Here is a 21,857-nt window from a genome sequence, read left to right on the forward strand (position 1 = left end):
TACATGAGAGTGGAGAAAGTTACTTCATCAATAAACTAACAACTGCTTGTGTGCAGTAAGACTATGAGTGCAATGGCAGATACAGGTAAAGAATACAATCCTACCTTTCGTGAGAAGCTGGATGTGTTGGATAAGAAGGGACATCGGGAGTGGCTATATCCAAAATCCGTAAACGGTAAATATTTCAAAGCACGTTTGATTGTGGGTTTAGTTCTGCTGGCTCTGCTATTCTCTGGTCCTTTTCTAAAAATTAACGGGCAACCTGTTTTACTTTTTAATGTACTTGATCGCAAGTTTATCATTTTTGGGGTTTCCTTCTTCCCTCAGGATTTTTACCTGTTTGCTCTGGGAATGCTTGCCTTCGTTGTATTTATTGCCTTGTTCACGGTTGTATTTGGCCGTGTATTCTGTGGGTGGGCATGCCCACAAACCATATTTATGGAAATAGTATTCCGGCAGATTGAGCAATGGATTGAAGGAGATGCCAACCAACGACGTAAATTGGATGCTGCACCGTGGACTACCCAGAAAATTGCTAAAAAGACATTCAAGCATATTTTATTTTTTGCAGTATCCTTTCTGATTGCCAATACCTTTCTAGGTTATCTGATAGGTATTGAAGAACTCGAAAAACTTATCATTGATACTCCTGCCAAACATCTGGGTACTTTTACCGCACTGATTATCTTCACAGGTGTTTTTTATACAGTCTTTGCGTTTATTCGTGAGATTGTCTGCATTGTTATTTGTCCGTATGGCCGTTTGCAAGGTGTAATGCTTGACAATAACTCCATTGTAGTGGCGTATGATTTTATTCGGGGAGAACCTCGTGGCAAAATGCGTAAGAATGAAGTACAAAGTCATGGAGACTGTATCGACTGCAAACTCTGTGTACATGTATGTCCTACAGGCATTGACATCCGCAATGGTACACAAATGGAGTGTATCAACTGTACAGCCTGTATAGATGCCTGTGATGAGGTAATGATAAAGATTAACCGTCCTACAGGTCTGATCCGTTATGACTCAATCAAAGGCATACAGGATAAGCTTCCATTTAAAGTTACCCCTCGTATCATTGGTTACTCACTGGTATTGGTATTTCTCCTGTCACTTGTGACCATTCTGTTTAGCATTCGTAAAGATGTAGATGTGACCATTCTTCGCACTCCAGGTATGTTATACCAACAAATAGATGAGAAGACCATTGGTAATCTCTATAATGTAGAATTTGTAAATAAGACATTCCAGGATATGTCGCTGGAACTAAAGGTAAAAAATAACCAAGGCAGAATACGCTGGATAGGCAATCAGCAATCTCAGGTATTGCATAAACAGGAAATTGCCAAAGCTGCTTTCTTTATCGAGATACCCAAGAATACGATTCAAACCAGTAGTACCAAACTTACCATTGAGGTCTATTCAAAGGGAAAATTGATTAGCGAACAAAAAACTTCATTTCTGGGACCTGTTGAATAAGCAAAATCATCTTTTATATTTCTGAGCAGAGTTAAATCTTAACTATCATGAACTGGGGAAAAGGAATTATTATCACTGTTGCATCCTTCATGGCTTTTATATTAGGCCTGAGCATCTATATGATGAGTCAGACACCTGAACTGGAAGAGAAAAACTATTACGAAAAGGATCTTGTTTATCAACAGATCATAACAGCCCGTCAGAATGCCATTGAATTGAATAAGCCAGTCAGCTTTTCTTACCAGAAGTCAAATGGACAGGTAGTCATAGCCTTTCCCATAGAAAATTCTTCTTTACAAGGCACCATTGTCTTTACCCGCCCTTCTGATGCTAGTCAGGATAGTAGGCTTCCTTTGCATCCTGACAATCACCAGCAAGTAATTCCAGTAACCCATCTTACCTCTGGCTTATGGCGTATCCATATTGACTGGACAATGGACGGAAAGACCTATCAGAGCCAAACCTGGGAATTTATCAAATAGGTAAGCAGGCTTAGTCATTCTTCCTACAAATCAAATTAACAAAGCCATGTATATTGCGTTTATAACCGGTCTGATCAGTAGTTTGCATTGTATGGGTATGTGTGGCCCCATCGCTTTGGCTTTGCCTGTAAGAAAGCCTCAAAATGCAATCTTATATAACCTTGGTAGAATCAGCACTTATACAATGCTGGGTGCAATCTTTGGCATATTTGGTAAAGGGCTCTATCTGGCAGGCATTCAACAATACATTTCTATAGTATTGGGAATACTGATTATTACCATCATTATCTTCCCAAAACTACATTTCTCTTTTACAGATAAGTTTACAAGTAAAGTCAGACAATGGTTCACCCCCTTCTTCAAACAAAAAAGTCCTTTCAGTATGTTTATGATTGGCGTGCTGAATGGTTTACTCCCCTGTGGCATGGTATATCTGGCTATTTTGGGAGCCATTGCCATGTCTGGCATTATAGAAGGAAGTCTTTATATGTTTCTTTTTGGTCTTGGCACACTGCCGTTGATGTTATTGGTTAGCTTATCGAAGACCATCATCAAACCACAGTTTCGTTTCCATATCAATAAGTTAATTCCAGTCTTTACACTCTGTATTGGAATCTTATTCATAGTACGTGGCTTAAACCTGGGTATTGCTTATATAAGTCCAAGAATAGAGAAACAGGAAAAAACCATGAGTTGTTGCCGACCATCCTCTACTTTATCTGAAAAATAAGATCTTATCTAGCTTCTAATTTCCTAAAAAGCAAAATACCTCCTTTATAAGGAGGTATTTTGTATTCAATCTATATACCTGGATTTTAGTCTTGCATCAGTTTCACAAAATCATCGAACAGATAACGTGAATCGTGTGGCCCTGGTGAAGATTCAGGGTGATATTGCACAGAGAAAGCAGGTTTATCTTTCCGGCGAATACCTTCAATTGTATTATCGTTCAGATTGATGTGTGTTACCTCTACATTAGCGATATCCCTTACAGTATCTCCTTTTACAGCAAAACCGTGATTCTGTGAGGTAATTTCACCTTTACCTGTAATCAGATTTTTTACAGGATGATTCAGACCACGATGTCCATGGTGCATTTTGTATGTCTCAATTCCACTTGCCAATGCCAGAATCTGATGTCCCAGACAAATACCAAACATAGGTTTTTCTGCGTTCAATACATCTTTCACTGTTTCAACAGCATATGGCATAGCAGAAGGATCGCCAGGGCCGTTAGAGATAAAGTAGCCATCAGGATTCCACCTTTGCATTTCTTCAAAAGAAGTTTTCGCAGGAAACACCTGACAATAGACTCCCCGATTAGCCAGATTCTGAACTATGCTGTTTTTTATTCCAAGATCCAGAACAGCCACTTTCAAAGGAGAATCTTGATTTCCAACATAGTAAGCTTCTTTTGTACTTACTTCTGAGGATAGTTCCAACCCATTCATATCTGGTATTTCAGCCAGCTTTTGACGCAGTACTTCTTCATCCAGAATATCAGAAGATATAATCGCATTCATTGCTCCCTGATTCCGGATATGGCGTACAATTTGTCTGGTATCGATACCGTAAATACCAACAATTCCTGCTTTTTCAAAATACGCCTGCAGAGATGCATCAGCAATGTTTCTGGAATGTATTGATGAAAACACATTACATACCATACCACTGATTTTCACAGAACTAGATTCCTGTTCTTCACTCAGTGTACCATAATTACCAATATGCGAGTTTGTATTTACAATGATTTGACCATAGTAAGACGGGTCGGTATAGATCTCCTGATAACCGGTCATTCCCGTATTAAAACACAGCTCGCCCCCCTTGGTTCCAATCTTGCCAAGAGCATAGCCCCTGTACAAAGTTCCATCTTGTAACAAAAGTAAGGCTTCAGTGCGGGTCGGATACTTCATGTCTGGAATTGTTTTTTAATATGAAAAGATACTATTTGATAAACAGATTATATTCTAAATAATTCACTTTATGCATAAAAAAAGGATTAGAACCTAAAGTTCTAATCCTTCCTTATATTGTGAATGGTATTATCATTCTTTCGTTTCAGTTACTTCAGTATCAGTACTTACTTCTGTGATTGCTGGTTTTTCAGTTTCTGCTGATGCATCAGAAGCCAATACTGTAGCTTCTTCAACTTTAGCTTTACCAGTAGAACCACGACGGCTACGACGAGTTTTTGTTTTAGCTTCAGTACGAGCGTTCAACAAGGTTTCATTGTAATCTACTAATTCAATCAAACACATATCAGCATTATCACCCAAGCGATTGCCTAACTTGATAATACGAGTATAACCACCTTCACGATTAGCGATTTTTTCAGCTACGTCGCCAAACAGAACTTTTACGGATTCTTTGTTTTGTAAGTATGAGAAAACAACACGACGTGAGTGAGTTGTATCATCTTTCGCCTTAGTCAGAAGAGGCTCAACGTATTTACGTAGTTCTTTAGCCTTTGCAACTGTTGTTTTAATACGCTTATGCAAAATTAAAGAAGAAGCCATGTTAGACAATAATGCCCGGCGGTGGCCTACTGTTCTACCTAAGTGATTATCTGTTTTTCCGTGTCTCATTTTATTTGAATCTTTAAGCGGTCAGGTTTTGACATTACTTTTAGTCAACTACTGCCGACAATCAATCGTATTATTAATCTTCGTCTAACTTATATTTTGAAACATCCATCCCAAATGACAGTCCTTTGTCAGAAACCAACTGCTCTAATTCAGTCAAGGATTTCTTACCAAAGTTTCTGAATTTCATCATTTCTGAGATATCCAGTTTTACAAGATCACCTAAGGTACGCACATCAGCAGATTTCAAACAGTTATAAGCACGTACGGAAAGATCCAGATCAGCCAAAGGAGTTTTCAGCAATTTACGCATATGCAGATATTCTTCATCTACAGTATTCTCTTCTTCAGGCTTCATTGTATCAAACGTCATAGTCTGATCAGAGAATAACATGAAGTGTTGAATCAGAATTTTTGCGGCGCCTTTCAATGCATCTTCAGGGTGAATAGAGCCATCAGTCTGAATATCGATCAGCAATCTCTCATAATCCGTTTTCTGCTCTACCCGTGTATTTTCAATACTATACTTAACATTTTTGATAGGTGTAAAGATAGCATCAACAGAGATAAATCCAATCGCCTGCTCATTCACTTTGTTCTCTTCCGCAGGAACATAACCTCTACCCTTCTCAATAACCAATTCTACTTCCATGTTAACTGATTCATCCATATTACAGATGACCAGTTCAGGATTCAGAATTTGGAAAGCAGATGTAAACTTACCAATATCCCCTGCAGTCAGTTGTTTGGCATTTTTAACATTTACAACAATTTTGTTGTCAACAACGTCAGAAACTTTTTTAAAGCGAACCATTTTCAGATTCAGAATGATCTCACTGACATCCTCCACAACACCTTCTATAGACGAAAACTCATGCAATACTCCAGGAATCTTAACTGCTGTAACGGCATATCCTTCCAAAGAAGATAATAAGATTCTGCGCAGGGCATTACCAATTGTTACGCCATATCCTTTTTCAAGTGGTTTGAATTCGAAAAGACCGTGAAAATCATCGGCTTTCTCCATCACCACCTTGTCAGGCATTTGAAAAGCTAATATCGACATATGTTGGAAATTTACTTTTTGTTAGAAAAACAACTCTACAGCAATAATCATGCAGATTATTTAGAATAGAGCTCGACGATGAGTTGTTCCTGGATATTTTCAGGGATCTGATCTCTTTCAGGATAACTAACAAATTTCCCTGCCATAATACCGCCATCCCATTCCAACCAATTATAGCGTTTAGCATTTCTCCCTGACAAACTGACAGTTATAGCTTCTAAAGATTTAGATTTTTCACGAACACCAACTACATCTCCCGGACGAAGAGAGTAAGATGGAATATTAACAACCTCACCGTTGATAGTGATGTGTTTGTGAACAACTAATTGGCGAGCAGCACGACGAGTAGGAGCAATACCTAAACGATAAACCGTATTATCTAATCTTGCTTCCAATAAGCGCAACAAATTCTCACCGGTAATGCCTTGTAAACGAGCTGCTTTTTGAAATGTATTTGAGAATTGTCTCTCTAATACACCATATGTATATTTAGCTTTCTGCTTTTCCTGTAATTGCACTGCGTATTCAGACTGTTTACGCTTGCGTCCGCGGCCATGCTGACCAGGACCATAATTCTTTTTTGCTAAAGCTTTGTTTCCGCCCAAAATAGGTTCGCCGAACTTACGCGATATTTTAGCTTTAGGACCAGTGTATCTTGCCATTTTTCAGTAAAGATTCTATTCTGAAGTAGTGATTATAAAACACTAAATACCGAACTTCACAGCCCGATATTTAGATGGTATAGTATTCTTAAACTCTTCTGCGTTTAGGAGGACGACAACCATTATGAGGGAGAGGAGTTACATCTTTAATAGATGTTACTTCAATACCGGCATTCTGGATAGTACGGATTGCAGACTCACGACCAGCTCCAGGTCCTTTCACAAAAACCTCAGCTTTACGCATTCCTAGCTCAAATGCAGTTTGAGCACAGTTAGATGCCGCCATTTGCGCAGCATAAGGCGTATTTTTCTTAGATCCTTTAAAGCCCATCTTTCCTGCAGATGCCCAGGAAATAACCTGACCACTCGCGTTCGTAATAGATACGATGATATTGTTAAAAGAAGCCTTTATATGTACTTGCCCAACAGGATCTACGACAACAACTCGTTTCTTGGCTTTGTCTTTTCTTTTAGTAGCTTGCGCCATCTTTTTATAGATTGTTTGTTACCTGTACAAATAAAATGATTGTACGATAATATATGAAATCAATTATTTAGTTGCTTTCTTTTTATTCGCAACAGTCTTGCGTTTACCTTTGCGAGTACGTGCGTTATTTTTGGTACTTTGACCACGCACAGGTAGCCCTTTCCGATGACGCAATCCACGATAACAACCTATATCCATCAAACGCTTAATGCTCAATTGGACTTCAGACTTCAATGCGCCCTCAACCTTAAACTCAGTTCCGATAACGTTACGAATAGCATTCGCCTCATCATCAGACCACTGACTAACTTTTTTATCAAAGCTAACTCCAGCTTTAGTTAATATTTGCTGAGCAGACCGACGGCCAATACCAAAAATGTACGTCAGCGAAATCTCTCCGCGTTTTTTATCTGGAATATCAACTCCTGCAATACGTGCCATAGTAAATTAACCTTGTCTTTGTTTAAATTTAGGATTCTTCTTATTAATTACATAAAGCTTACCCTTGCGACGGATAATTTTACAATCAGCACTACGTTTCTTAATGGAAGCTTTTACTTTCATTTTATTCTATATTTTATTGATTGCTAAATTACTTACTTATAACGGTAAACGATTCTACCTTTTGTTAAATCATAAGGAGACATTTCTATCTTAACTTTATCCCCTGGTAAAATCTTAATATAATTCATCCGCATTTTTCCGGATATATGTGCAATCAGTTGGTGACCATTCTGAAGCTCAACTCTAAACATCGCGTTAGAGAGTGCTTCGACTATAGTACCATCCTGTTCAATTGATGACTGTTTTGCCATGCTTATGTTTTAAAACCTCTTCTATAAACTCAAACGTTGTCAAGATATCTGCTTTACCATTATTCACAGCTACAGTATGCTCAAAGTGAGCAGAAGGCTTTCTATCTGCGGTACGAATCGTCCAATTATCTCTTTCCTGCACTACGTTTCTTGTTCCCAGATTAATCATTGGTTCAATCGCAAATACCATTCCCTCCTGTAACTTTACCCCTTGCCCCTTCTTTCCATAATTTGGAACTTCAGGCTCTTCATGCAAATATTTACCTACTCCATGCCCTACTAACTCTCGTACTATTGAATAACCACTTTTGGAAACATGTTGCTGTATGGCAAAACCGATATCACCAACCCTTGATCCTACTTCTACAGCTTCAATACCTAAGTAAAGTGATTCTTTTGTAACCTGTAATAATTCTAAAATTTTCGGATCGACTTCGCCCACAGGATAAGTATAAGCACTATCACTATGAAACTCATTCAAAAAAACTCCACAGTCAACCGAAACAATATCACCATCCTTCAATTCATAACTATTTGGAATTCCATGCACAACTTTTTCATTAACAGAAACACACAATCCCGCAGGAAATCCATTATAATTCTTAAACGAAGGCCAGGCTCCGTGATCCTGTATGTATTCTTCAGCTATTTTGTTCAAAAACTCTGTTGAAACACCAGGATTTATATATTTAGCTACTTCAGCATGCGTTTTCCCTAAGAGAACTCCACTCTGCCGAACTAGTTCAATTTCTTCTTTAGTCTTTAGAAAAAAGGCTTTCTTTTTCAATTTCTACAACATTAAACGGTAGCAACGCTTTCCGAACGACCTTTTACTCTACCAGATTTCATTAAACCTTCATAATGTCTCATCAACAAGTAACTTTCAATTTGTTGAAGAGTATCCAGGATTACCCCTACCATAATCAGTAAAGACGTTCCTCCATAAAATCTGGACAATTCAGAGGTAATACCAAACAGACTGGCAATTGCAGGTAGGATAGCTAAGAGAGCTAAAAATACCGCACCTGGCAATGTAATACGAGATAAAATGGTATCAATGTATTCAGAAGTCTGCAGACCAGGTTTTACACTAGGAATAAAGCCTCCATTACGTTTCATTTCTTCTGCGATCTGTGTAGGATTTACAGTGATTGCAGTATAGAAGAAACTAAACAGAATGATCAAAAGAGCAAATAATATATTATAAGCAGGATGGGTAAAATCAGCGAAAGCTTGAGCTACCGAACCCGCCGTTTCATTCTTATCTGTTAAATATGGAACAAGAAGACCAGGCAAAAACATCAATGATTGAGCAAAGATAATTGGCATTACACCAGCAGCATTTAATTTCAAGGGTAAATACTGTCTTTGTCCACCATAAACCCTATTACCGACAACCTGTTTTGCATATTGTATAGGGATTCTACGAGTTGCCTGTAGTATAAGAACTACCCCCATAACAATAAAGAAAAGAGCAATTATTTCAATGATAAAAATTAAAATCCCAGAAGTACCTCTATTCCAAAATTCTCCAATTAAAGCACTAGGTAAGCGAGATATAATACCGATCATAATCAGCATTGAAGTTCCGTTACCAATACCTTTCTCTGTTATCCTCTCACCTAACCACATACAAAACATTGTTCCAGTGGTTAGAATTATCATTGCTGTTATAGTAAACCCAGTTCTACCAACTCCAGGAAGAATTGCATCATCTGCAATTGTTCCAATTAGATAGGTATAAGACTGTGGTAATGTAACAAAGATTGTAAGTATTCTTGTAATATTATTGATTCTTTGTCTGCCAGACTCACCTTCTTTTTGCATTTTCTGGAAGTAAGGAACTGCCACTGTTAACAACTGTACGATAATCGAAGCAGTTATATAGGGCATGATTCCCAAACCAAAAATGGAGGCGTTACTAAAAGCTCCACCCAAAAAAGTATCTAACAATCCAAGAATACCTTTACCTGTCCCACTCTCTAAACGAGTAGGGTCAATTCCTGGCAATACTATATAAGACCCCAATCGAAAAATCAGCAAAAACCATAACGTATTTAAAATACGTGTTCTTAGATCTTCGATTGAAAAGATATTCTTAATCGTTTCGATAATTTTTTTCATATACTATAGAACAGTAGCCTTACCACCAACTTTTTCAATTGCAGCAACAGCAGAAGAAGAAAATGCATGAACTTTAATCTCAGCAGCAGTTTTTACTTCTCCTCTACCTAGCACTTTGACCAAGTCTTTACCGGAAATTAAACCATGTTGCTTTAGAAACTCAATATCAATAACAGAAACTTTATGTGTTTCCAATAGTTGTTGAATAGTATCTAAATTTATTGGTTTATATTCAACTCTGTTAATAGACTTAAATCCAAATTTTGGAATGCGACGTTGTAAAGGCATTTGACCACCTTCAAAGCCCCGCTTAGTACTATTACCAGAACGAGATCCAGCACCTTTATGACCTCTTGTTGAAGTCCCGCCCATACCAGAGCCAGTACCACGACCTATTCTTTTCTTACTTTTTACTGAATTCTCAGCAGGCTTAAGCGTATGCAATTTCATATAAACTACAATTCTTTTATTGTAACCAAATGACTAATTTTTTTGATCATACCTGCAATTTGAGGAGTATATTCTACCTCAATAGTACGATTAATTTTCCCTAAACCCAGTGCTTTAACTGTTAGTTGCTGATCCTGTGGTCTTTTGATAGCACTCTTGATTTGGGTAACTTGAACCTTTGCCATATTTCAATTAACCATTAAATACTTTAGAAAGAGATACTCTACGTTGTACTGCAACTTGATGAGGAGCACGCATTCTCAACAAGGCATCAAAGGTTGCTTTCACAACATTGTGTGGATTGGAAGAACCTTTTGACTTAGCCAAAACGTCTTTGATACCAGCACTTTCCAACACTGCACGCATCGCACCACCTGCAATTACACCTGTTCCGGCAGCAGCTGGCTTAAGGTAAACATACCCCCCACTATATTTACCATGCATTTCATGAGGCACAGTAGACTTCAGGATAGGAACTTTAATTAGATTTTTCTTTGCATCTTCTACTCCTTTTGTGATAGCATCTGTAACTTCGTTAGCTTTACCTAAGCCATACCCAACGATACCATGTCCATCACCAACAACCACGATAGCAGAAAAACTAAACCGACGACCACCTTTCACCACCTTAGCAACCCGTTTGATAGCAACGACCCGCTCCTTCAACTCTTGTTCGCCCGCTCTGACAATAGGTTTATTAATTTGTGCCATATAAATTTCTTATTTTAGAATTTAAGTCCTCCTTCGCGAGCTCCTTCAGCTAAAGCTTTCACTTTGCCGTGATACAAATATCCACCTCTATCAAACACCACTGCTGATATACCACTTGACAATGCTATCTCAGCAACTTTTTTTCCAACTTCTTTTGCTGTAGTTATATTTGCGCTCTTTCCTTTTGCCAATTCAGTTGAAGATGCACTTGCTAATGTTTTTCCAGTAGCATCATCAATCAATTGTGCATATATAGTAGTATTTGAACGAAATACTGAAAGACGAGGTTTTTCAGGAGATCCCACCACTTTAGAACGTATATTTCTTCTAATACGTAATCTGCGAAGCTCTTTTTGTGTAGCCATATTATTTATTTCTTAGCTGCTGTCTTACCAGCTTTTCTTCTAATCGCTTGACCTAAATTTCTAATACCTTTGCCTTTGTAAGGTTCTACTTTACGCAGAGACTTGATCTTTGCAGCCATTTGTCCAACCAACTCCTTATCAATCCCTTCTAATGTTACCACAGGATTTTTACCTTTTTCAGTAACCGCAGAAGCTACAACTTCTTTTGGCAAAGCTAAATAAAGACCGTGAGAATACCCTAAGCTCAACTCAAGAACGTTATTATTAACAGTAGCTTTATAACCAACACCGACAATCTCCAACTGTTGCTTAAATCCAGCACTAACACCAATAATCATATTATTTATCAGCGCTCTATATAAGCCATGCAATGCTTTATGACGTTTTTGATCAGTAGGTCTCTCAACCAAGATCTGACTACCTTCTTGCTTCACAGCAATATCAGCGTCTATTTTGCGAGAAAGCTCGCCTTTAGGCCCTTTAACAAGGACTACGTTTCCAGATCCAACAGAAACTGTAACATTACCTGGCAGGTCGATGGGCTTCTTACCTATTCTTGACATGACACACTATTAATATACGTAACACAAAATTTCACCACCAACATTCAGCGAACGCGCCTCTTTGTCGGTCATCACTCCCTTTGGAGTAGAAATAATAGCAATCCCTAAGCCACTCAAAACACGAGGCATATCTTCCACGCCAGTATACTTCCGAAGGCCAGGCTTACTAACTCTCTGCAAACTAACTATTGCAGGCTCTTTGCTAACTGGATCATACTTCAAAGCAACCTTAATTACACCCTGCACAGAACTATCTTCAAATTTATAGTTCTGAATATATCCCTTCTCAAATAATACTTTAGTAATTTCTTTCTTAATATTTGATGCAGGAATTTCAACTATCCGGTGCCGTGCCTTGATAGCGTTTCTCAATCGAGTTAGATAATCTGATATAGGATCTGTCATTTTTGACACGTTTTTTTTGCAAAAATCCCGCCTTCAAAACGGGAGTGCAAAGCTACAAAAACAAAATTTAAAAACAAAAGAAATATTAGATTTTACCAACTTGCTTTTGTCAAACCGGGAATTTTCCCATCGGATGCCATTTGACGGAATACGTTACGGCAAATTCCGAATTTACGCATATAACCTCTTGGTCTTCCTGTTAACTTACAACGATTACGTAAACGTACAGGAGATGCATTTCTTGGAAGTTTATCTAATGCTTCGTAATCACCAGCGGCTTTTAAAGCTTCACGCTTAGCGGCATACTTAGCAACTAATTTTCCTCTTTTTAACTCGCGGGCTTTAATTGATTCTTTTGCCATCTTTTTAACGTTATATTGTTATCTTTTCTGATTCGCAAAAGGCATTCCTAATGCTTTTAATAACTCCAGGCACTCTTCGTCAGTTTCAGCTGTAGTTACAAATGTAATATCCATACCGGAGATTTTAGTAATCTTATCAATACTAATTTCCGGGAAGATAATTTGTTCTTTCACACCTAACGTATAGTTACCACGGCCATCGAACCCTTTGTCACTTATGCCACGAAAATCTCTAACGCGAGGAAGAGCTACACTGATCAAGCGATCCATGAATTCAAACATACGCTCACCACGCAATGTAACTTTAGCTCCAATAGGCATATTTTCTCTTAACTTAAAATTAGAGATCGCTTTTTTGGAATATGTAGCAACTGCCTTCTGTCCCGAAATAATTGTTAACTCTTCAACACCTACGTCAATCAGTTTTTTATCCGCAACAGCTGCACCGATTCCTTTATTAATTACAATCTTAGTAATTTTAGGAACCTGCATAACAGACTTATACTTAAATTTCTCCATTAGAAGAGAAACTACGTCATTTAAGTATTTATCTTTAACCCTAGGGTTGTTAGTATTATTTTTCTGAGAATTGATATTAGCCATTTTTGCAGACTTAATAATATAAATGCTTATCTATAGAATAGGATATATTAAAACTCCGCTTTAATAAGAGTTCCTGTCTTTTTGGCATATCTCTGCTTCTTACCTTTCTCGTCAAGTTTACGAGAAATACGGCTAGCCTTGCCAGTTGAAGGATCAACTACCATCAGGTTACTTACATGGATAGGAGCTTCCTTCTCAATAAATCCACCTTGAGGGTTTTCTGCAGAAGGCTTAACACTTCTTTTAACCAGATTTAAACCTTCAATAACTGCTTTTTGCTTTTCTCTGTCTACTGAAGTAATCTTCCCAGTCTTACCCTTCTCATCTCCAGAAATTACAATTACAGTATCTCCTTTGCGAACATGCAGTTTTACTGTTGTTTTAGCTTTTGCTTTCATTTTATTATAAATGTATCAGAGTCAACTATAAAACTTCTGGTGCTAAGGAAACAATCTTCATAAATTGCTTCTCTCTTAATTCGCGAGCGACAGGTCCAAAAATACGGGTTCCACGTGGTTCATCGTTGTTGTTTAACAAAACAGCCGCATTATCTTCAAATCGAATGTAAGAACCATCTTTGCGACGAACCTCTTTCTTTGTCCGAACAACAACAGCTTTGGATATAGCGCCTTTCTTCAAGTTGCTTGAAGATAAAGCTGTTTTAACAGTCACGACTATTTTATCGCCAACTGAAGCATATCTTTTACCTGTACCGCCCAAAACTCGGATTACCAGTACTTCTTTAGCACCACTGTTATCGGCTACTGTAAGCCGAGATTCTTGTTGTACCATGTTATTTTGCTTTTTCGATAATTTCTATAAGTCTCCAACGCTTATTTCTACTTAATGGACGTGTTTCCATTATTTTAACCGTATCACCAATGCCACATTCATTCTTTTCATCATGAGCCATTAGTGTGGTAGTCTTCTTCATGAACTTACCATACTTAGGGTGTTTCACCTTACGCTCAATTGCTACGGTAATGGACTTATCCATCTTATCACTTACGACACGCCCGATTCTTTCTTTTCTGGCATTTCTTTGTAATTGCTGTTGCTCCATCTTTTCTTGGTTATTTAGAGTTTGCAATTTGTCTTGCTCTTAATTCTGTATTCAGCTGAGCAATCAGTCTGCGTGAAGCGCGTATCCGCGCTGGATTTTCAATAGGAGTAATTGCGTGTGCAAACTTTAATTTTTGCAGCGTTGCAGCTTCAGAGCCAATACGGCTTTGCAATTCTTCTATACTTAATGATTTGATATCCTGATTTTTCATTGTCCTTCAACGTAATCTCTACGTACAATAAATTTAGTTTTAATAGGCAACTTTTGCGCAGCTAATCTCAATGCCTCTTGTCCTATTTCACGGCTAACACCAGTTATCTCAAAAAGGATAGTACCGGGCTTAACAACCGCTACCCAATATTCTGGGGCACCTTTACCTTTACCCATCCGAACTTCAGCAGGTTTTTTGGTAATAGGTTTATCTGGGAATATGCGAATCCAAACCTGACCTTCCCGTTTCATTGTACGGGACATAGAGATACGGGCTGCTTCAATCTGACGAGCTGTAATCCAACCTGGTTCCAAAGATTTCACGGCAAATGATCCAAAAGAAATCTCATGACCACGAGTAGCAAGACCACGAACTCGGCCTTTCTGCATTTTTCTAAACTTGGTTCTTTTCGGCTGTAACATTTTCTTTCTATTTATTAGGATTCAGTAAACTAACCGAATGTTTATCTACCAGAATTATTATTTTTCTTTTTCTTCTTACGTCTGTTAGCGTCTCTGTCACCACCTCTGTCGCGACGATCTCCGCGTTCAGAAGAATCTCCACGACGATTTCCACGCTCCCCACCAGATGCATTACCAGATGCAGCAGCAGCACTGCCATATGTAGCATTAGGAGACAAATCACGCTTTCCGAAAACTTCGCCTTTGAAAACCCATACCTTAATACCAATTTTTCCGTATACAGTCAAAGCTTCAGAAATTGCATAATCGATATCAGCACGTAATGTATGCAAAGGAACACGACCTTCTTTATATTCTTCTGTACGTGCCATCTCTGCGCCAGCCAAGCGACCAGACAAACGAACTTTAATACCTTGAGCACCTACTCTCATAGCCAATGCAATAGCTTGTTTCATTGCGCGACGATAAGAGATACGAGCTTCTAACTGCTGAGCTATTGATTCGCCTACCAGCTTAGCATCTAATTCAGGTCTTTTTATTTCAAAAATATTGATCTGAACATCTTTACCAGTAAGTTTTTTCAACTCTTCTTTTACTCTTTCAACCTCAATACCATTCTTCCCAATAACAACACCTGGACGAGCAGTATTAATAGTTAATGTGATACGCTTCAATGTACGTTCAATAACCACTCTTGCAATACCTCCCTTAGGAAAACGAGCCAATACATATTTGCGTATTTTCTCATCTTCTACTAATTTCTCAGCAAAGTTTTTTCCACCGTACCAATTAGAATCCCATCCTTTAACGATGCCTAGGCGAAAGCCTGTTGGATTAACTTTTTGTCCCATGCGTGTTATTATTCAGTTTCTTGTATTTTAGTTTCGTTAAGAGCTGCAGGATTCGTTTTAGAATCTAACACAAGTGTAATGTGATTAGACCGTTTACGAACACGATATCCCCGACCTTGAGGAGCAGGACGTAAGCGTTTAAGAACGCGTCCACCATCTACAAATATCGTTTTGATATACAAATCTGCATCTTCTATTCTTTCTCCTTCATGAGATTGCTCCCAGTTAGCAATAGCAGACAGAAGTAACTGCTCAATGCGCTTCGATCCAGATTTGGAATCAAAGCGAAGAATATTCAGTGCATCATTAACCCGTCTTCCTCTTACCATGTCTGCCACAAGTCTCATCTTACGAGGAGAGGTAGGTACATTTTTAAGTTTAGCTATCGCTTCCATTATTATTTTTTACCTTTATCTTTATTACCTGCGTGACCTCTGAAATTGCGAGTAGGTGCAAATTCACCTAACTTGTGACCAACCATATTTTCAGTCACGTATACTGGAATAAACTTATTCCCATTATGTACAGCAAAAGTATGACCTACAAAATCCGGAGAAATTGTTGAACGACGTGCCCAAGTTTTAATAACAGCTTTCTTGCCAGACTTAGTCATGCCTTCAATTTTGGCTAACACCCGGAAATCAATATATGGCCCTTTTTTTATCGAACGTCCCATCTATGTAAAATGGATTATAATATGTATCAGATTTTAACCTTTTTTTCTTTTACTTCCGACGACTAACAATCAAGTCATTAGAATATTTCTTTGGTCTACGAGTCTTCTTACCTTTAGTATATAGACCTTTGCGAGAGCGAGGGTGTCCACCAGATGCACGACCTTCACCACCACCCATTGGGTGATCAACAGGGTTCATAGCAACACCACGTACACGAGGACGACGTCCTAACCAACGCTTACGACCAGCTTTTCCATAACTTACGTTCATATGATCTGCATTAGATACAGAACCTACAGTAGCAATACATGTAGCAAGAACTAGACGCATCTCACCAGAAGGTAATTTTAGGGTAGCATATTTCCCTTCACGAGCAACCAACTGAGCATATGTACCGGCACTTCTAGCCATAGAACCACCTTTACCAGGCTGAAGCTCAATGTTATGAACGATAGTACCAAGAGGAATAGAAGAAAGAGGAAGTGCATTACCTACTTCAGGTGCAACACTTTTACCTGAAACGATGGTCTGTCCTACAACGATACCAGCAGGCGCCAGTATATATCTTTTTTCACCATCTGCATAATTTACTAATGCAATACGGGCAGAACGGTTTGGATCGTATTCAACAGTCTCAACTGTAGCAGTAATATCAAACTTATCACGTTTAAAATCGATAATCCGATATTTACGCTTATGTCCACCACCGATATATCGCATTGCACGGTGTCCGTTATCATTACGACCACCTGTCCTTTTCAGGGTTTCAGTCAAAGACTTCTCAGGCTTGTCAGTAGTGATCTCCTCAAAAGAAGGAGCCATTCTGAACCTTTGTCCTGGAGTAATTGGTTTTAATTTCTTAACAGCCATTTTACTTATTTACTTTTAAACACGGATTATCGTGCCGTGCCACATAAGTTAATTATTAAATATCTCCGTAGAAGTCAATCACTTCTCCTGCAGCCAACGTTACGATTGCTTTCTTATAAGAAACTGTACGACCAGCAAGAACTTTAGATTGAGTAAAGCGAGTCTTTTCTTTACCAGCATAACGAATAGTTCTTACACCATTAACGTTAACGCCATAAGCACGCTCAATTGCTTTTTTAATCTCTATCTTATTAGCCTTTTTATCAACAACAAAGGTATAAATACCTTTTTCAGTCAAGGCATTCGCCTTTTCAGTAATCAGAGGTCTTTTAATGATACTCATTTTTTGAGCTATTTAAGAAGTTCTTCAATTTTCACTAATGAACCTTCGCTTATCAATAAAAGATCCGCATTCATCAGTTCGTATGTATTAAGTTGATTTGCCAGAATAACTTTAGCTTTTGGCAAATTGCGACTAGACAAAACAACATTTTTGTTTACTTCAGGAAGAACTAATAATGTTTTTTTATCCAGAGCAGACAAACTTTCCAGAATCTTAATGTATTCTTTTGTCTTTGGCTGATTTAACGTAAAATCTTCAACAACTGTAATTCCAGAATTAACAGCTTTGTAGCTTAACGCCGACTTTCTAGCCAACTCCTTAACTTTCTTATTCAACTTAAAGCTGTAATCGCGAGGAACTGGCCCGAAAACACGACCACCATGACGATAAAGAGGGTTCTTAATACTTCCTTTACGAGAACCACCTGTACCCTTTTGTTTATGAAGTTTACGGGTAGAGCCATGAACTTCATTTCTTTGTTTTGCCTTATGAGTCCCTTGACGCTGATTAGCAAGATATTGCTTTACGTCCAGGTAGATCGCATGATCATTTGGAGTTATGCCGAAGATCTCATCAACCAAGGCAATCTTTCTACCTGTCTCTTTACCCGAAATATTATATATTGATACTTCCATTGTTACTTACCTTTTTAGTACACACTTGATGTATGTATTAGATGATTTCTCTGTGATTATCAATGATGACAATAGAATTTTTAGCTCCAGGAACAGAACCACTGATCAAAACCAGATTTTTCTCTGGAATAACTCTCAAAACACGAAGGTTCTGAACAGTTACACGATTACCACCTGTCCGACCGGCCATACGCAATCCTTTAAATACCCGAGCAGGGAAAGAACATGCACCGATAGAACCTGGATGGCGTTGACGATTATGCTGACCATGCGTACCTGCACCCACACCACTAAACCCATGCCTCTTTACAACACCCTGAAAACCTTTACCTTTAGAAGTGCCAACCACATCAACGAATTCACCTGCTTCACATACATCTCCAACCTGAATAGTATCGCCTAAAGAAACTTTTACTACAAAGTCTTTAAACTCAACAAGCTTGCGCTTAGGAGTTGTGTTAGCCTTTTTAAAATGGCCTAACAATGGCTTCGCAGTATTTTTCTCTTTCTTTTCTCCGAAAGCCAACTGTACTGCTTCGTACCCATCAACTTCAATCGACTTTACCTGTGTAACTACACAAGGCCCTGCTTCAATTACTGTACACGCAACACTTTCACCCTCAGGTGTAAAGATGCTGGTCATTCCAATTTTTTTTCCTAAGATACCTGACATGATTGCTTAAAAACTTACGTGAATGTTTTAAAGCTTATGACTTGATTTTGACAACCAGCGGTCAGCTTTTGTAAAACGGACTGCAAAGGTAGAGGTTTATATTAAGAAAGCAAGCAATACATCAAAAAAAATAAAGCACTAGGCACTTTTTTTTCACTTTTACCGTTTTCTACCCCCTATCCTGGTTATCTATTGAAGAATAAACTTTAATATATCAAATAAAAAACCTGCTTCTGTTAGTAACAGAGGCAGGTTCTGCTTCTGACAAATAAGCTCGTCACACTTTAATTTCTACATCAACCCCACTAGGTAATTCAAGTTTCATTAATGCGTCAACTGTTTTTGCACTCGAAGAATGAATATCAATCAAACGCTTATATGTGCAAAGTTGAAATTGTTCACGCGATTTTTTGTTAACATGTGGTGAACGCAATACTGTAAACTTTTCTTTTTCAGTAGGCAACGGAATAGGACCGCTCACTACTGCTCCTGTAGACTTTACAGCTTTAACGATTCTTTCACATGACTTGTCTACCAAGCTATGATCGAATGATTTTAATTTAATCCGAATTTTCTGAGTCATTTTATTATTTGTTCAGGCGCTGATACACGTTTGACCAGCAGGTTTTGACTTTGAAAAGAAACTTATATACATAAAATAGACTACAAATTATTATTTCAAACAATCTGTAGTCTATCCAATTTTACTTTATACTTTAGCTCCTTTAAGCTTTGCAATAACTGTTTCAGCCATGTTAGGAGGAAGAATCTCATAATGAGAGAATGTCAATGTAGCAGAAGCACGTCCAGAAGAAATAGTACGCAGATCAGTTACATAACCGAATAGTTCAGACAACGGAACGTCAGCTTTTACAATCTGAGCACCACCTTTACTATCCATACCTTTCATTAAACCACGACGACGGTTCAAGTCACCTGTTACAGGACCTGTAAACTCGTCAGGAGTAGTAACTTCTACACTCATGATTGGTTCAAGTAATTTAGGACCAGCTTGTTTAGCAGCTTCGCGGAAACCATCACGTGCAGCGATCTCGAAAGACAGTGAGTCGGAGTCAACTGCGTGGAAAGAACCGTGGAACAAGCGTACTTTCATGCTATCAACAGGATATCCTGCCATTGGTCCGTTTTTCATGGCTTCAGCAAAACCTTTCTGAACCGCAGGAATGAATTCGCGAGGAATAGCCCCACCTACAATACCGTTTACAAATTGGAAGCTTTCAGTTGGGTTTGCAGCTTTAAATTCTTCGTCTATTGGTCCGATTTCAAATACGATATCCGCAAATTTACCACGACCACCTGTTTGTTTCTTAAATACCTCACGGTGTTCGATAGTTTTGGTGATAGTCTCTTTATAAGCAACCTGAGGAGCCCCCTGATTGATTTCAACGTTGAATTCACGTCTCATCCGGTCAATGATGATTTCCAGGTGCAACTCACCCATACCTTTCAATACAGTCTGTCCAGTTTCCTGATCAGTTTCTACACGAAGAGTTGGATCTTCTTCTACCAGTTTAGTGATAGCGTTGCTTAATTTATCAACATCGGCTTGTTTCTTAGGCTCAATAGCATACCCAATCACAGGCTCTGGGAAGCTCATAGACTCCAGAATGATAGGCTTGCTTTCATCTACCAGTGTATCACCAGTTTTGATATCTTTGAAACCAACACCTGCTGCGATATCACCTGCTTCTACTTTGTCGATTGGATTCTGCTTGTTAGCATGCATCTGCATCAGACGAGAGATACGCTCTTTCTTACCAGTACGCATGTTCAATACATAAGAACCAGCATCCAGATATCCCGAGTATACACGGAAGAATGCAAGACGACCTACATATGGATCTGTTGCAATTTTGAAGGCCAATGCTGCAAATGGACCATTTACATCTGGCTTTCTTTCTTCTTCCTGTCCTGAATCAGGATTTTCACCCATAATTGCAGGCATATCCAGTGGAGAAGGCAGATAGGCAATAACTGCATCCAGCATAGTCTGTACACCTTTATTTTTGAAGGCAGAACCACACAATACAGGAGTGATTGTCATATCGATAGTAGCTTTACGAATAGCTACCATCATTTCTTCACGTGTGATAGAGTTAGGATCATCAAAGAACTTCTCCATCAGATGATCATCGTATTCAGCTACTGATTCAACCAGATATTGTCTCCACTCATCAGCAGTTTCAATCAGGTCTTCAGGAATATCAATGATTTTATATGTTTTACCTTTATCTGCTTCATTCCAGATGATACCTTTCATGATCAACAGGTCAACAACACCTTTAAATTGATCTTCAGCACCAATCGGAACTTGTAACGGAACAGGTTTAGCATTTAGTTTTTCTTTGATTTCTTTTACACAGTTAAAGAAATCTGCACCAGCACGGTCCATTTTGTTTACGAAACAAAGACGTGGTACATGGTACTTGTTAGCCTGACGCCATACGGTTTCAGACTGAGGTTCTACACCTGATACAGCATCAAACAAAGCAACTGCACCATCCAACACACGTAAAGAACGCTCTACTTCCACAGTAAAGTCTACGTGTCCAGGAGTATCAATCAGGTTAATCTCATATGTTTTTGTTACACCATCAAGAACCTCGCCCTGCTCTGTTGGATAGTTCCATTGCGCGTGAGTAGCAGCAGAAGTAATGGTGATACCACGTTCCTGTTCCTGCACCATCCAGTCCATAGTTGCAGCGCCTTCGTGTACTTCACCTATTTTGTGAGTTCTTCCTGTATAGTACAGAACACGCTCACTGGTAGTAGTTTTTCCGGCATCAATGTGCGCCATGATACCAATATTGCGCAAATATTTTAAGTCAGCCATAGTTTTACCTTGCGGTAATTACAGGTTTGATGGATAAAAATGTTATTATTTATATCAATAGCGGACACTTGCCCGCTATCAATAAGAATGTCATTTTAC

The 21,857-nt window shown here is 38.5% G+C and carries 35 protein-coding genes; 3 read left to right on the forward strand and 32 right to left on the reverse strand.

Annotation, left to right across the window (positions count from 1 at the left end; all coding sequences use genetic code 11):
* Positions 1-63: 63 nt before the first annotated feature.
* From ccoG to QNI15_RS02540, 3 genes are read left to right on the forward strand one after another with little or no spacing between them, the layout of a single operon-like run.
* The gene (ccoG, locus tag QNI15_RS02530; RefSeq protein ID WP_313993858.1) at positions 64-1,479 is read left to right on the forward strand and encodes a cytochrome c oxidase accessory protein CcoG; all 1,416 of its coding nucleotides are present in this window, start codon (positions 64-66) and stop codon (positions 1,477-1,479) included.
* A 47-nt stretch (positions 1,480-1,526) separates the two neighbouring features.
* Positions 1,527-1,961 carry a FixH family protein gene (locus QNI15_RS02535; RefSeq protein WP_313993861.1) on the forward strand — a complete coding sequence of 145 codons (435 nt, stop codon included), beginning with the start codon at positions 1,527-1,529 and terminating at the stop codon, positions 1,959-1,961.
* 46 nt (positions 1,962-2,007) lie between these two features.
* Positions 2,008-2,691, forward strand: a complete 684-nt coding sequence (locus QNI15_RS02540; RefSeq protein ID WP_314030368.1) for a sulfite exporter TauE/SafE family protein — start codon at positions 2,008-2,010, stop codon at positions 2,689-2,691.
* A gap of 85 nt (positions 2,692-2,776) precedes the next feature.
* On the opposite strand, the gene carA is transcribed toward QNI15_RS02540, so the two are convergent.
* From carA to fusA, 32 genes are all read right to left on the reverse strand, one after another.
* Positions 2,777-3,877: a glutamine-hydrolyzing carbamoyl-phosphate synthase small subunit gene (gene carA, locus QNI15_RS02545; protein WP_313975435.1), complete on the reverse strand. Its 1,101-nt coding sequence runs from the start codon at positions 3,875-3,877 to the stop codon at positions 2,777-2,779.
* 132 nt (positions 3,878-4,009) lie between these two features.
* Positions 4,010-4,549 (reverse strand): 50S ribosomal protein L17, encoded by a 540-nt coding sequence (gene rplQ / locus QNI15_RS02550; protein ID WP_313993867.1) that lies wholly within the window; start codon positions 4,547-4,549, stop codon positions 4,010-4,012.
* A 73-nt stretch (positions 4,550-4,622) separates the two neighbouring features.
* The gene (locus tag QNI15_RS02555; RefSeq protein WP_313975439.1) at positions 4,623-5,612 is read right to left on the reverse strand and encodes a DNA-directed RNA polymerase subunit alpha; all 990 of its coding nucleotides are present in this window, start codon (positions 5,610-5,612) and stop codon (positions 4,623-4,625) included.
* 56 nt (positions 5,613-5,668) lie between these two features.
* The gene (rpsD, locus tag QNI15_RS02560; RefSeq protein WP_313993870.1) at positions 5,669-6,274 is read right to left on the reverse strand and encodes a 30S ribosomal protein S4; all 606 of its coding nucleotides are present in this window, start codon (positions 6,272-6,274) and stop codon (positions 5,669-5,671) included.
* Between the two features lie 88 nt (positions 6,275-6,362).
* Positions 6,363-6,761 carry a 30S ribosomal protein S11 gene (rpsK, locus tag QNI15_RS02565; RefSeq protein ID WP_313975441.1) on the reverse strand — a complete coding sequence of 133 codons (399 nt, stop codon included), beginning with the start codon at positions 6,759-6,761 and terminating at the stop codon, positions 6,363-6,365.
* Between the two features lie 63 nt (positions 6,762-6,824).
* Complete coding sequence (gene rpsM, locus QNI15_RS02570) at positions 6,825-7,202, reverse strand: 30S ribosomal protein S13 (protein ID WP_313975443.1); 378 nt, start codon at positions 7,200-7,202, stop codon at positions 6,825-6,827.
* A 6-nt stretch (positions 7,203-7,208) separates the two neighbouring features.
* A complete protein-coding gene (gene ykgO / locus QNI15_RS02575) occupies positions 7,209-7,325 on the reverse strand; it encodes a type B 50S ribosomal protein L36 (protein ID WP_226390914.1) in 117 nt (38 codons plus the stop codon).
* 32 nt (positions 7,326-7,357) lie between these two features.
* Positions 7,358-7,576, reverse strand: coding sequence for a translation initiation factor IF-1 (gene infA / locus QNI15_RS02580; RefSeq protein ID WP_313975445.1), 219 nt, complete (start codon positions 7,574-7,576; stop codon positions 7,358-7,360).
* The gene (gene map, locus QNI15_RS02585; protein ID WP_313975447.1) at positions 7,554-8,363 is read right to left on the reverse strand and encodes a type I methionyl aminopeptidase; all 810 of its coding nucleotides are present in this window, start codon (positions 8,361-8,363) and stop codon (positions 7,554-7,556) included. Before map ends, infA begins: the two co-directional genes overlap by 23 nt.
* Before the next feature lie 11 nt (positions 8,364-8,374).
* A complete protein-coding gene (gene secY, locus QNI15_RS02590) occupies positions 8,375-9,700 on the reverse strand; it encodes a preprotein translocase subunit SecY (protein ID WP_313975449.1) in 1,326 nt (441 codons plus the stop codon).
* A gap of 3 nt (positions 9,701-9,703) precedes the next feature.
* Entirely contained in the window at positions 9,704-10,150 is a 447-nt protein-coding gene (gene rplO / locus QNI15_RS02595) for a 50S ribosomal protein L15 (protein WP_313975451.1), read from the reverse strand.
* A 5-nt stretch (positions 10,151-10,155) separates the two neighbouring features.
* Positions 10,156-10,335 (reverse strand): 50S ribosomal protein L30, encoded by a 180-nt coding sequence (gene rpmD / locus QNI15_RS02600; protein ID WP_313975453.1) that lies wholly within the window; start codon positions 10,333-10,335, stop codon positions 10,156-10,158.
* 7 nt (positions 10,336-10,342) lie between these two features.
* Positions 10,343-10,861, reverse strand: coding sequence for a 30S ribosomal protein S5 (gene rpsE, locus QNI15_RS02605; RefSeq protein WP_313975455.1), 519 nt, complete (start codon positions 10,859-10,861; stop codon positions 10,343-10,345).
* 14 nt (positions 10,862-10,875) lie between these two features.
* Entirely contained in the window at positions 10,876-11,226 is a 351-nt protein-coding gene (rplR, locus tag QNI15_RS02610; RefSeq protein ID WP_313993873.1) for a 50S ribosomal protein L18, read from the reverse strand.
* 5 nt (positions 11,227-11,231) lie between these two features.
* Positions 11,232-11,789: a 50S ribosomal protein L6 gene (gene rplF, locus QNI15_RS02615; RefSeq protein WP_313975459.1), complete on the reverse strand. Its 558-nt coding sequence runs from the start codon at positions 11,787-11,789 to the stop codon at positions 11,232-11,234.
* A 9-nt stretch (positions 11,790-11,798) separates the two neighbouring features.
* Positions 11,799-12,194, reverse strand: a complete 396-nt coding sequence (gene rpsH / locus QNI15_RS02620; protein WP_313975461.1) for a 30S ribosomal protein S8 — start codon at positions 12,192-12,194, stop codon at positions 11,799-11,801.
* A 92-nt stretch (positions 12,195-12,286) separates the two neighbouring features.
* Complete coding sequence (gene rpsN / locus QNI15_RS02625) at positions 12,287-12,556, reverse strand: 30S ribosomal protein S14 (protein WP_313975463.1); 270 nt, start codon at positions 12,554-12,556, stop codon at positions 12,287-12,289.
* 18 nt (positions 12,557-12,574) lie between these two features.
* Complete coding sequence (gene rplE / locus QNI15_RS02630) at positions 12,575-13,159, reverse strand: 50S ribosomal protein L5 (RefSeq protein ID WP_313993875.1); 585 nt, start codon at positions 13,157-13,159, stop codon at positions 12,575-12,577.
* Between the two features lie 47 nt (positions 13,160-13,206).
* Positions 13,207-13,557 (reverse strand): 50S ribosomal protein L24, encoded by a 351-nt coding sequence (rplX, locus tag QNI15_RS02635; protein ID WP_313975467.1) that lies wholly within the window; start codon positions 13,555-13,557, stop codon positions 13,207-13,209.
* 25 nt (positions 13,558-13,582) lie between these two features.
* Positions 13,583-13,951: a 50S ribosomal protein L14 gene (gene rplN / locus QNI15_RS02640; protein WP_313975469.1), complete on the reverse strand. Its 369-nt coding sequence runs from the start codon at positions 13,949-13,951 to the stop codon at positions 13,583-13,585.
* 1 nt (position 13,952) lies between these two features.
* The gene (gene rpsQ, locus QNI15_RS02645) at positions 13,953-14,222 is read right to left on the reverse strand and encodes a 30S ribosomal protein S17 (RefSeq protein WP_313975471.1); all 270 of its coding nucleotides are present in this window, start codon (positions 14,220-14,222) and stop codon (positions 13,953-13,955) included.
* A 10-nt stretch (positions 14,223-14,232) separates the two neighbouring features.
* A complete protein-coding gene (gene rpmC, locus QNI15_RS02650) occupies positions 14,233-14,433 on the reverse strand; it encodes a 50S ribosomal protein L29 (RefSeq protein WP_313975473.1) in 201 nt (66 codons plus the stop codon).
* On the reverse strand, positions 14,430-14,855 hold the full coding sequence (gene rplP / locus QNI15_RS02655; RefSeq protein WP_313975475.1) for a 50S ribosomal protein L16: 426 nt from the start codon (positions 14,853-14,855) through the stop codon (positions 14,430-14,432). Before rplP ends, rpmC begins: the two co-directional genes overlap by 4 nt.
* 41 nt (positions 14,856-14,896) lie before the next feature.
* Positions 14,897-15,706 carry a 30S ribosomal protein S3 gene (gene rpsC / locus QNI15_RS02660; RefSeq protein ID WP_313975477.1) on the reverse strand — a complete coding sequence of 270 codons (810 nt, stop codon included), beginning with the start codon at positions 15,704-15,706 and terminating at the stop codon, positions 14,897-14,899.
* Positions 15,707-15,714: 8 nt separating this feature from the next.
* Positions 15,715-16,101, reverse strand: a complete 387-nt coding sequence (gene rplV / locus QNI15_RS02665) for a 50S ribosomal protein L22 (protein ID WP_313975479.1) — start codon at positions 16,099-16,101, stop codon at positions 15,715-15,717.
* 2 nt (positions 16,102-16,103) lie between these two features.
* Positions 16,104-16,382, reverse strand: a complete 279-nt coding sequence (gene rpsS / locus QNI15_RS02670; protein WP_313975481.1) for a 30S ribosomal protein S19 — start codon at positions 16,380-16,382, stop codon at positions 16,104-16,106.
* Between the two features lie 49 nt (positions 16,383-16,431).
* The gene (gene rplB / locus QNI15_RS02675) at positions 16,432-17,253 is read right to left on the reverse strand and encodes a 50S ribosomal protein L2 (protein WP_313975482.1); all 822 of its coding nucleotides are present in this window, start codon (positions 17,251-17,253) and stop codon (positions 16,432-16,434) included.
* A 55-nt stretch (positions 17,254-17,308) separates the two neighbouring features.
* Complete coding sequence (rplW, locus tag QNI15_RS02680) at positions 17,309-17,596, reverse strand: 50S ribosomal protein L23 (protein ID WP_313975484.1); 288 nt, start codon at positions 17,594-17,596, stop codon at positions 17,309-17,311.
* Between the two features lie 8 nt (positions 17,597-17,604).
* Positions 17,605-18,231 (reverse strand): 50S ribosomal protein L4, encoded by a 627-nt coding sequence (rplD, locus tag QNI15_RS02685; protein ID WP_313993878.1) that lies wholly within the window; start codon positions 18,229-18,231, stop codon positions 17,605-17,607.
* A gap of 37 nt (positions 18,232-18,268) precedes the next feature.
* On the reverse strand, positions 18,269-18,904 hold the full coding sequence (rplC, locus tag QNI15_RS02690; protein ID WP_313975488.1) for a 50S ribosomal protein L3: 636 nt from the start codon (positions 18,902-18,904) through the stop codon (positions 18,269-18,271).
* Between the two features lie 277 nt (positions 18,905-19,181).
* Positions 19,182-19,487, reverse strand: a complete 306-nt coding sequence (gene rpsJ, locus QNI15_RS02695) for a 30S ribosomal protein S10 (protein ID WP_313975490.1) — start codon at positions 19,485-19,487, stop codon at positions 19,182-19,184.
* 126 nt (positions 19,488-19,613) lie between these two features.
* Positions 19,614-21,758 (reverse strand): elongation factor G, encoded by a 2,145-nt coding sequence (fusA, locus tag QNI15_RS02700; protein ID WP_313993881.1) that lies wholly within the window; start codon positions 21,756-21,758, stop codon positions 19,614-19,616.
* Positions 21,759-21,857: the final 99 nt, after the last annotated feature.

Origin of the sequence: Xanthocytophaga flava (assembly GCF_030068545.1) — a bacterium.
Lineage (GTDB): Bacteria > Bacteroidota > Bacteroidia > Cytophagales > 172606-1 > Xanthocytophaga > Xanthocytophaga flava.

Coding starts and splice junctions, on each gene's coding strand:
- rpsJ (WP_313975490.1), bottom strand. CDS start 19,487: ATGACTCAGAAAATTCGGATTAAATTAAAATCATTCGATCATAGCTTG.
- rplP (WP_313975475.1), bottom strand. CDS start 14,855: ATGTTACAGCCGAAAAGAACCAAGTTTAGAAAAATGCAGAAAGGCCGA.
- ccoG (WP_313993858.1), top strand. CDS start 64: ATGAGTGCAATGGCAGATACAGGTAAAGAATACAATCCTACCTTTCGT.
- carA (WP_313975435.1), bottom strand. CDS start 3,877: ATGAAGTATCCGACCCGCACTGAAGCCTTACTTTTGTTACAAGATGGA.
- rplV (WP_313975479.1), bottom strand. CDS start 16,101: ATGGAAGCGATAGCTAAACTTAAAAATGTACCTACCTCTCCTCGTAAG.
- rpsN (WP_313975463.1), bottom strand. CDS start 12,556: ATGGCAAAAGAATCAATTAAAGCCCGCGAGTTAAAAAGAGGAAAATTA.
- rplO (WP_313975451.1), bottom strand. CDS start 10,150: ATGAAATTGCATACGCTTAAGCCTGCTGAGAATTCAGTAAAAAGTAAG.
- infA (WP_313975445.1), bottom strand. CDS start 7,576: ATGGCAAAACAGTCATCAATTGAACAGGATGGTACTATAGTCGAAGCA.
- rplB (WP_313975482.1), bottom strand. CDS start 17,253: ATGGCTGTTAAGAAATTAAAACCAATTACTCCAGGACAAAGGTTCAGA.
- rpsQ (WP_313975471.1), bottom strand. CDS start 14,222: ATGGAGCAACAGCAATTACAAAGAAATGCCAGAAAAGAAAGAATCGGG.
- rpsD (WP_313993870.1), bottom strand. CDS start 6,274: ATGGCAAGATACACTGGTCCTAAAGCTAAAATATCGCGTAAGTTCGGC.
- rplW (WP_313975484.1), bottom strand. CDS start 17,596: ATGAGTATCATTAAAAGACCTCTGATTACTGAAAAGGCGAATGCCTTG.
- rplX (WP_313975467.1), bottom strand. CDS start 13,557: ATGAAAGCAAAAGCTAAAACAACAGTAAAACTGCATGTTCGCAAAGGA.
- rplD (WP_313993878.1), bottom strand. CDS start 18,231: ATGGAAGTATCAATATATAATATTTCGGGTAAAGAGACAGGTAGAAAG.
- rpsM (WP_313975443.1), bottom strand. CDS start 7,202: ATGGCACGTATTGCAGGAGTTGATATTCCAGATAAAAAACGCGGAGAG.
- fusA (WP_313993881.1), bottom strand. CDS start 21,758: ATGGCTGACTTAAAATATTTGCGCAATATTGGTATCATGGCGCACATT.
- QNI15_RS02555 (WP_313975439.1), bottom strand. CDS start 5,612: ATGTCGATATTAGCTTTTCAAATGCCTGACAAGGTGGTGATGGAGAAA.
- rpsE (WP_313975455.1), bottom strand. CDS start 10,861: ATGGCACAAATTAATAAACCTATTGTCAGAGCGGGCGAACAAGAGTTG.
- rpsS (WP_313975481.1), bottom strand. CDS start 16,382: ATGGGACGTTCGATAAAAAAAGGGCCATATATTGATTTCCGGGTGTTA.
- QNI15_RS02535 (WP_313993861.1), top strand. CDS start 1,527: ATGAACTGGGGAAAAGGAATTATTATCACTGTTGCATCCTTCATGGCT.
- rpsC (WP_313975477.1), bottom strand. CDS start 15,706: ATGGGACAAAAAGTTAATCCAACAGGCTTTCGCCTAGGCATCGTTAAA.
- rpmC (WP_313975473.1), bottom strand. CDS start 14,433: ATGAAAAATCAGGATATCAAATCATTAAGTATAGAAGAATTGCAAAGC.
- rplN (WP_313975469.1), bottom strand. CDS start 13,951: ATGGTACAACAAGAATCTCGGCTTACAGTAGCCGATAACAGTGGTGCT.
- secY (WP_313975449.1), bottom strand. CDS start 9,700: ATGAAAAAAATTATCGAAACGATTAAGAATATCTTTTCAATCGAAGAT.
- QNI15_RS02540 (WP_314030368.1), top strand. CDS start 2,008: ATGTATATTGCGTTTATAACCGGTCTGATCAGTAGTTTGCATTGTATG.
- ykgO (WP_226390914.1), bottom strand. CDS start 7,325: ATGAAAGTAAAAGCTTCCATTAAGAAACGTAGTGCTGATTGTAAAATT.
- rpsK (WP_313975441.1), bottom strand. CDS start 6,761: ATGGCGCAAGCTACTAAAAGAAAAGACAAAGCCAAGAAACGAGTTGTT.
- rplE (WP_313993875.1), bottom strand. CDS start 13,159: ATGGCTAATATCAATTCTCAGAAAAATAATACTAACAACCCTAGGGTT.
- rplR (WP_313993873.1), bottom strand. CDS start 11,226: ATGGCTACACAAAAAGAGCTTCGCAGATTACGTATTAGAAGAAATATA.
- rplF (WP_313975459.1), bottom strand. CDS start 11,789: ATGTCAAGAATAGGTAAGAAGCCCATCGACCTGCCAGGTAATGTTACA.
- rpmD (WP_313975453.1), bottom strand. CDS start 10,335: ATGGCAAAGGTTCAAGTTACCCAAATCAAGAGTGCTATCAAAAGACCA.
- rplQ (WP_313993867.1), bottom strand. CDS start 4,549: ATGAGACACGGAAAAACAGATAATCACTTAGGTAGAACAGTAGGCCAC.
- rplC (WP_313975488.1), bottom strand. CDS start 18,904: ATGTCAGGTATCTTAGGAAAAAAAATTGGAATGACCAGCATCTTTACA.
- rpsH (WP_313975461.1), bottom strand. CDS start 12,194: ATGACAGATCCTATATCAGATTATCTAACTCGATTGAGAAACGCTATC.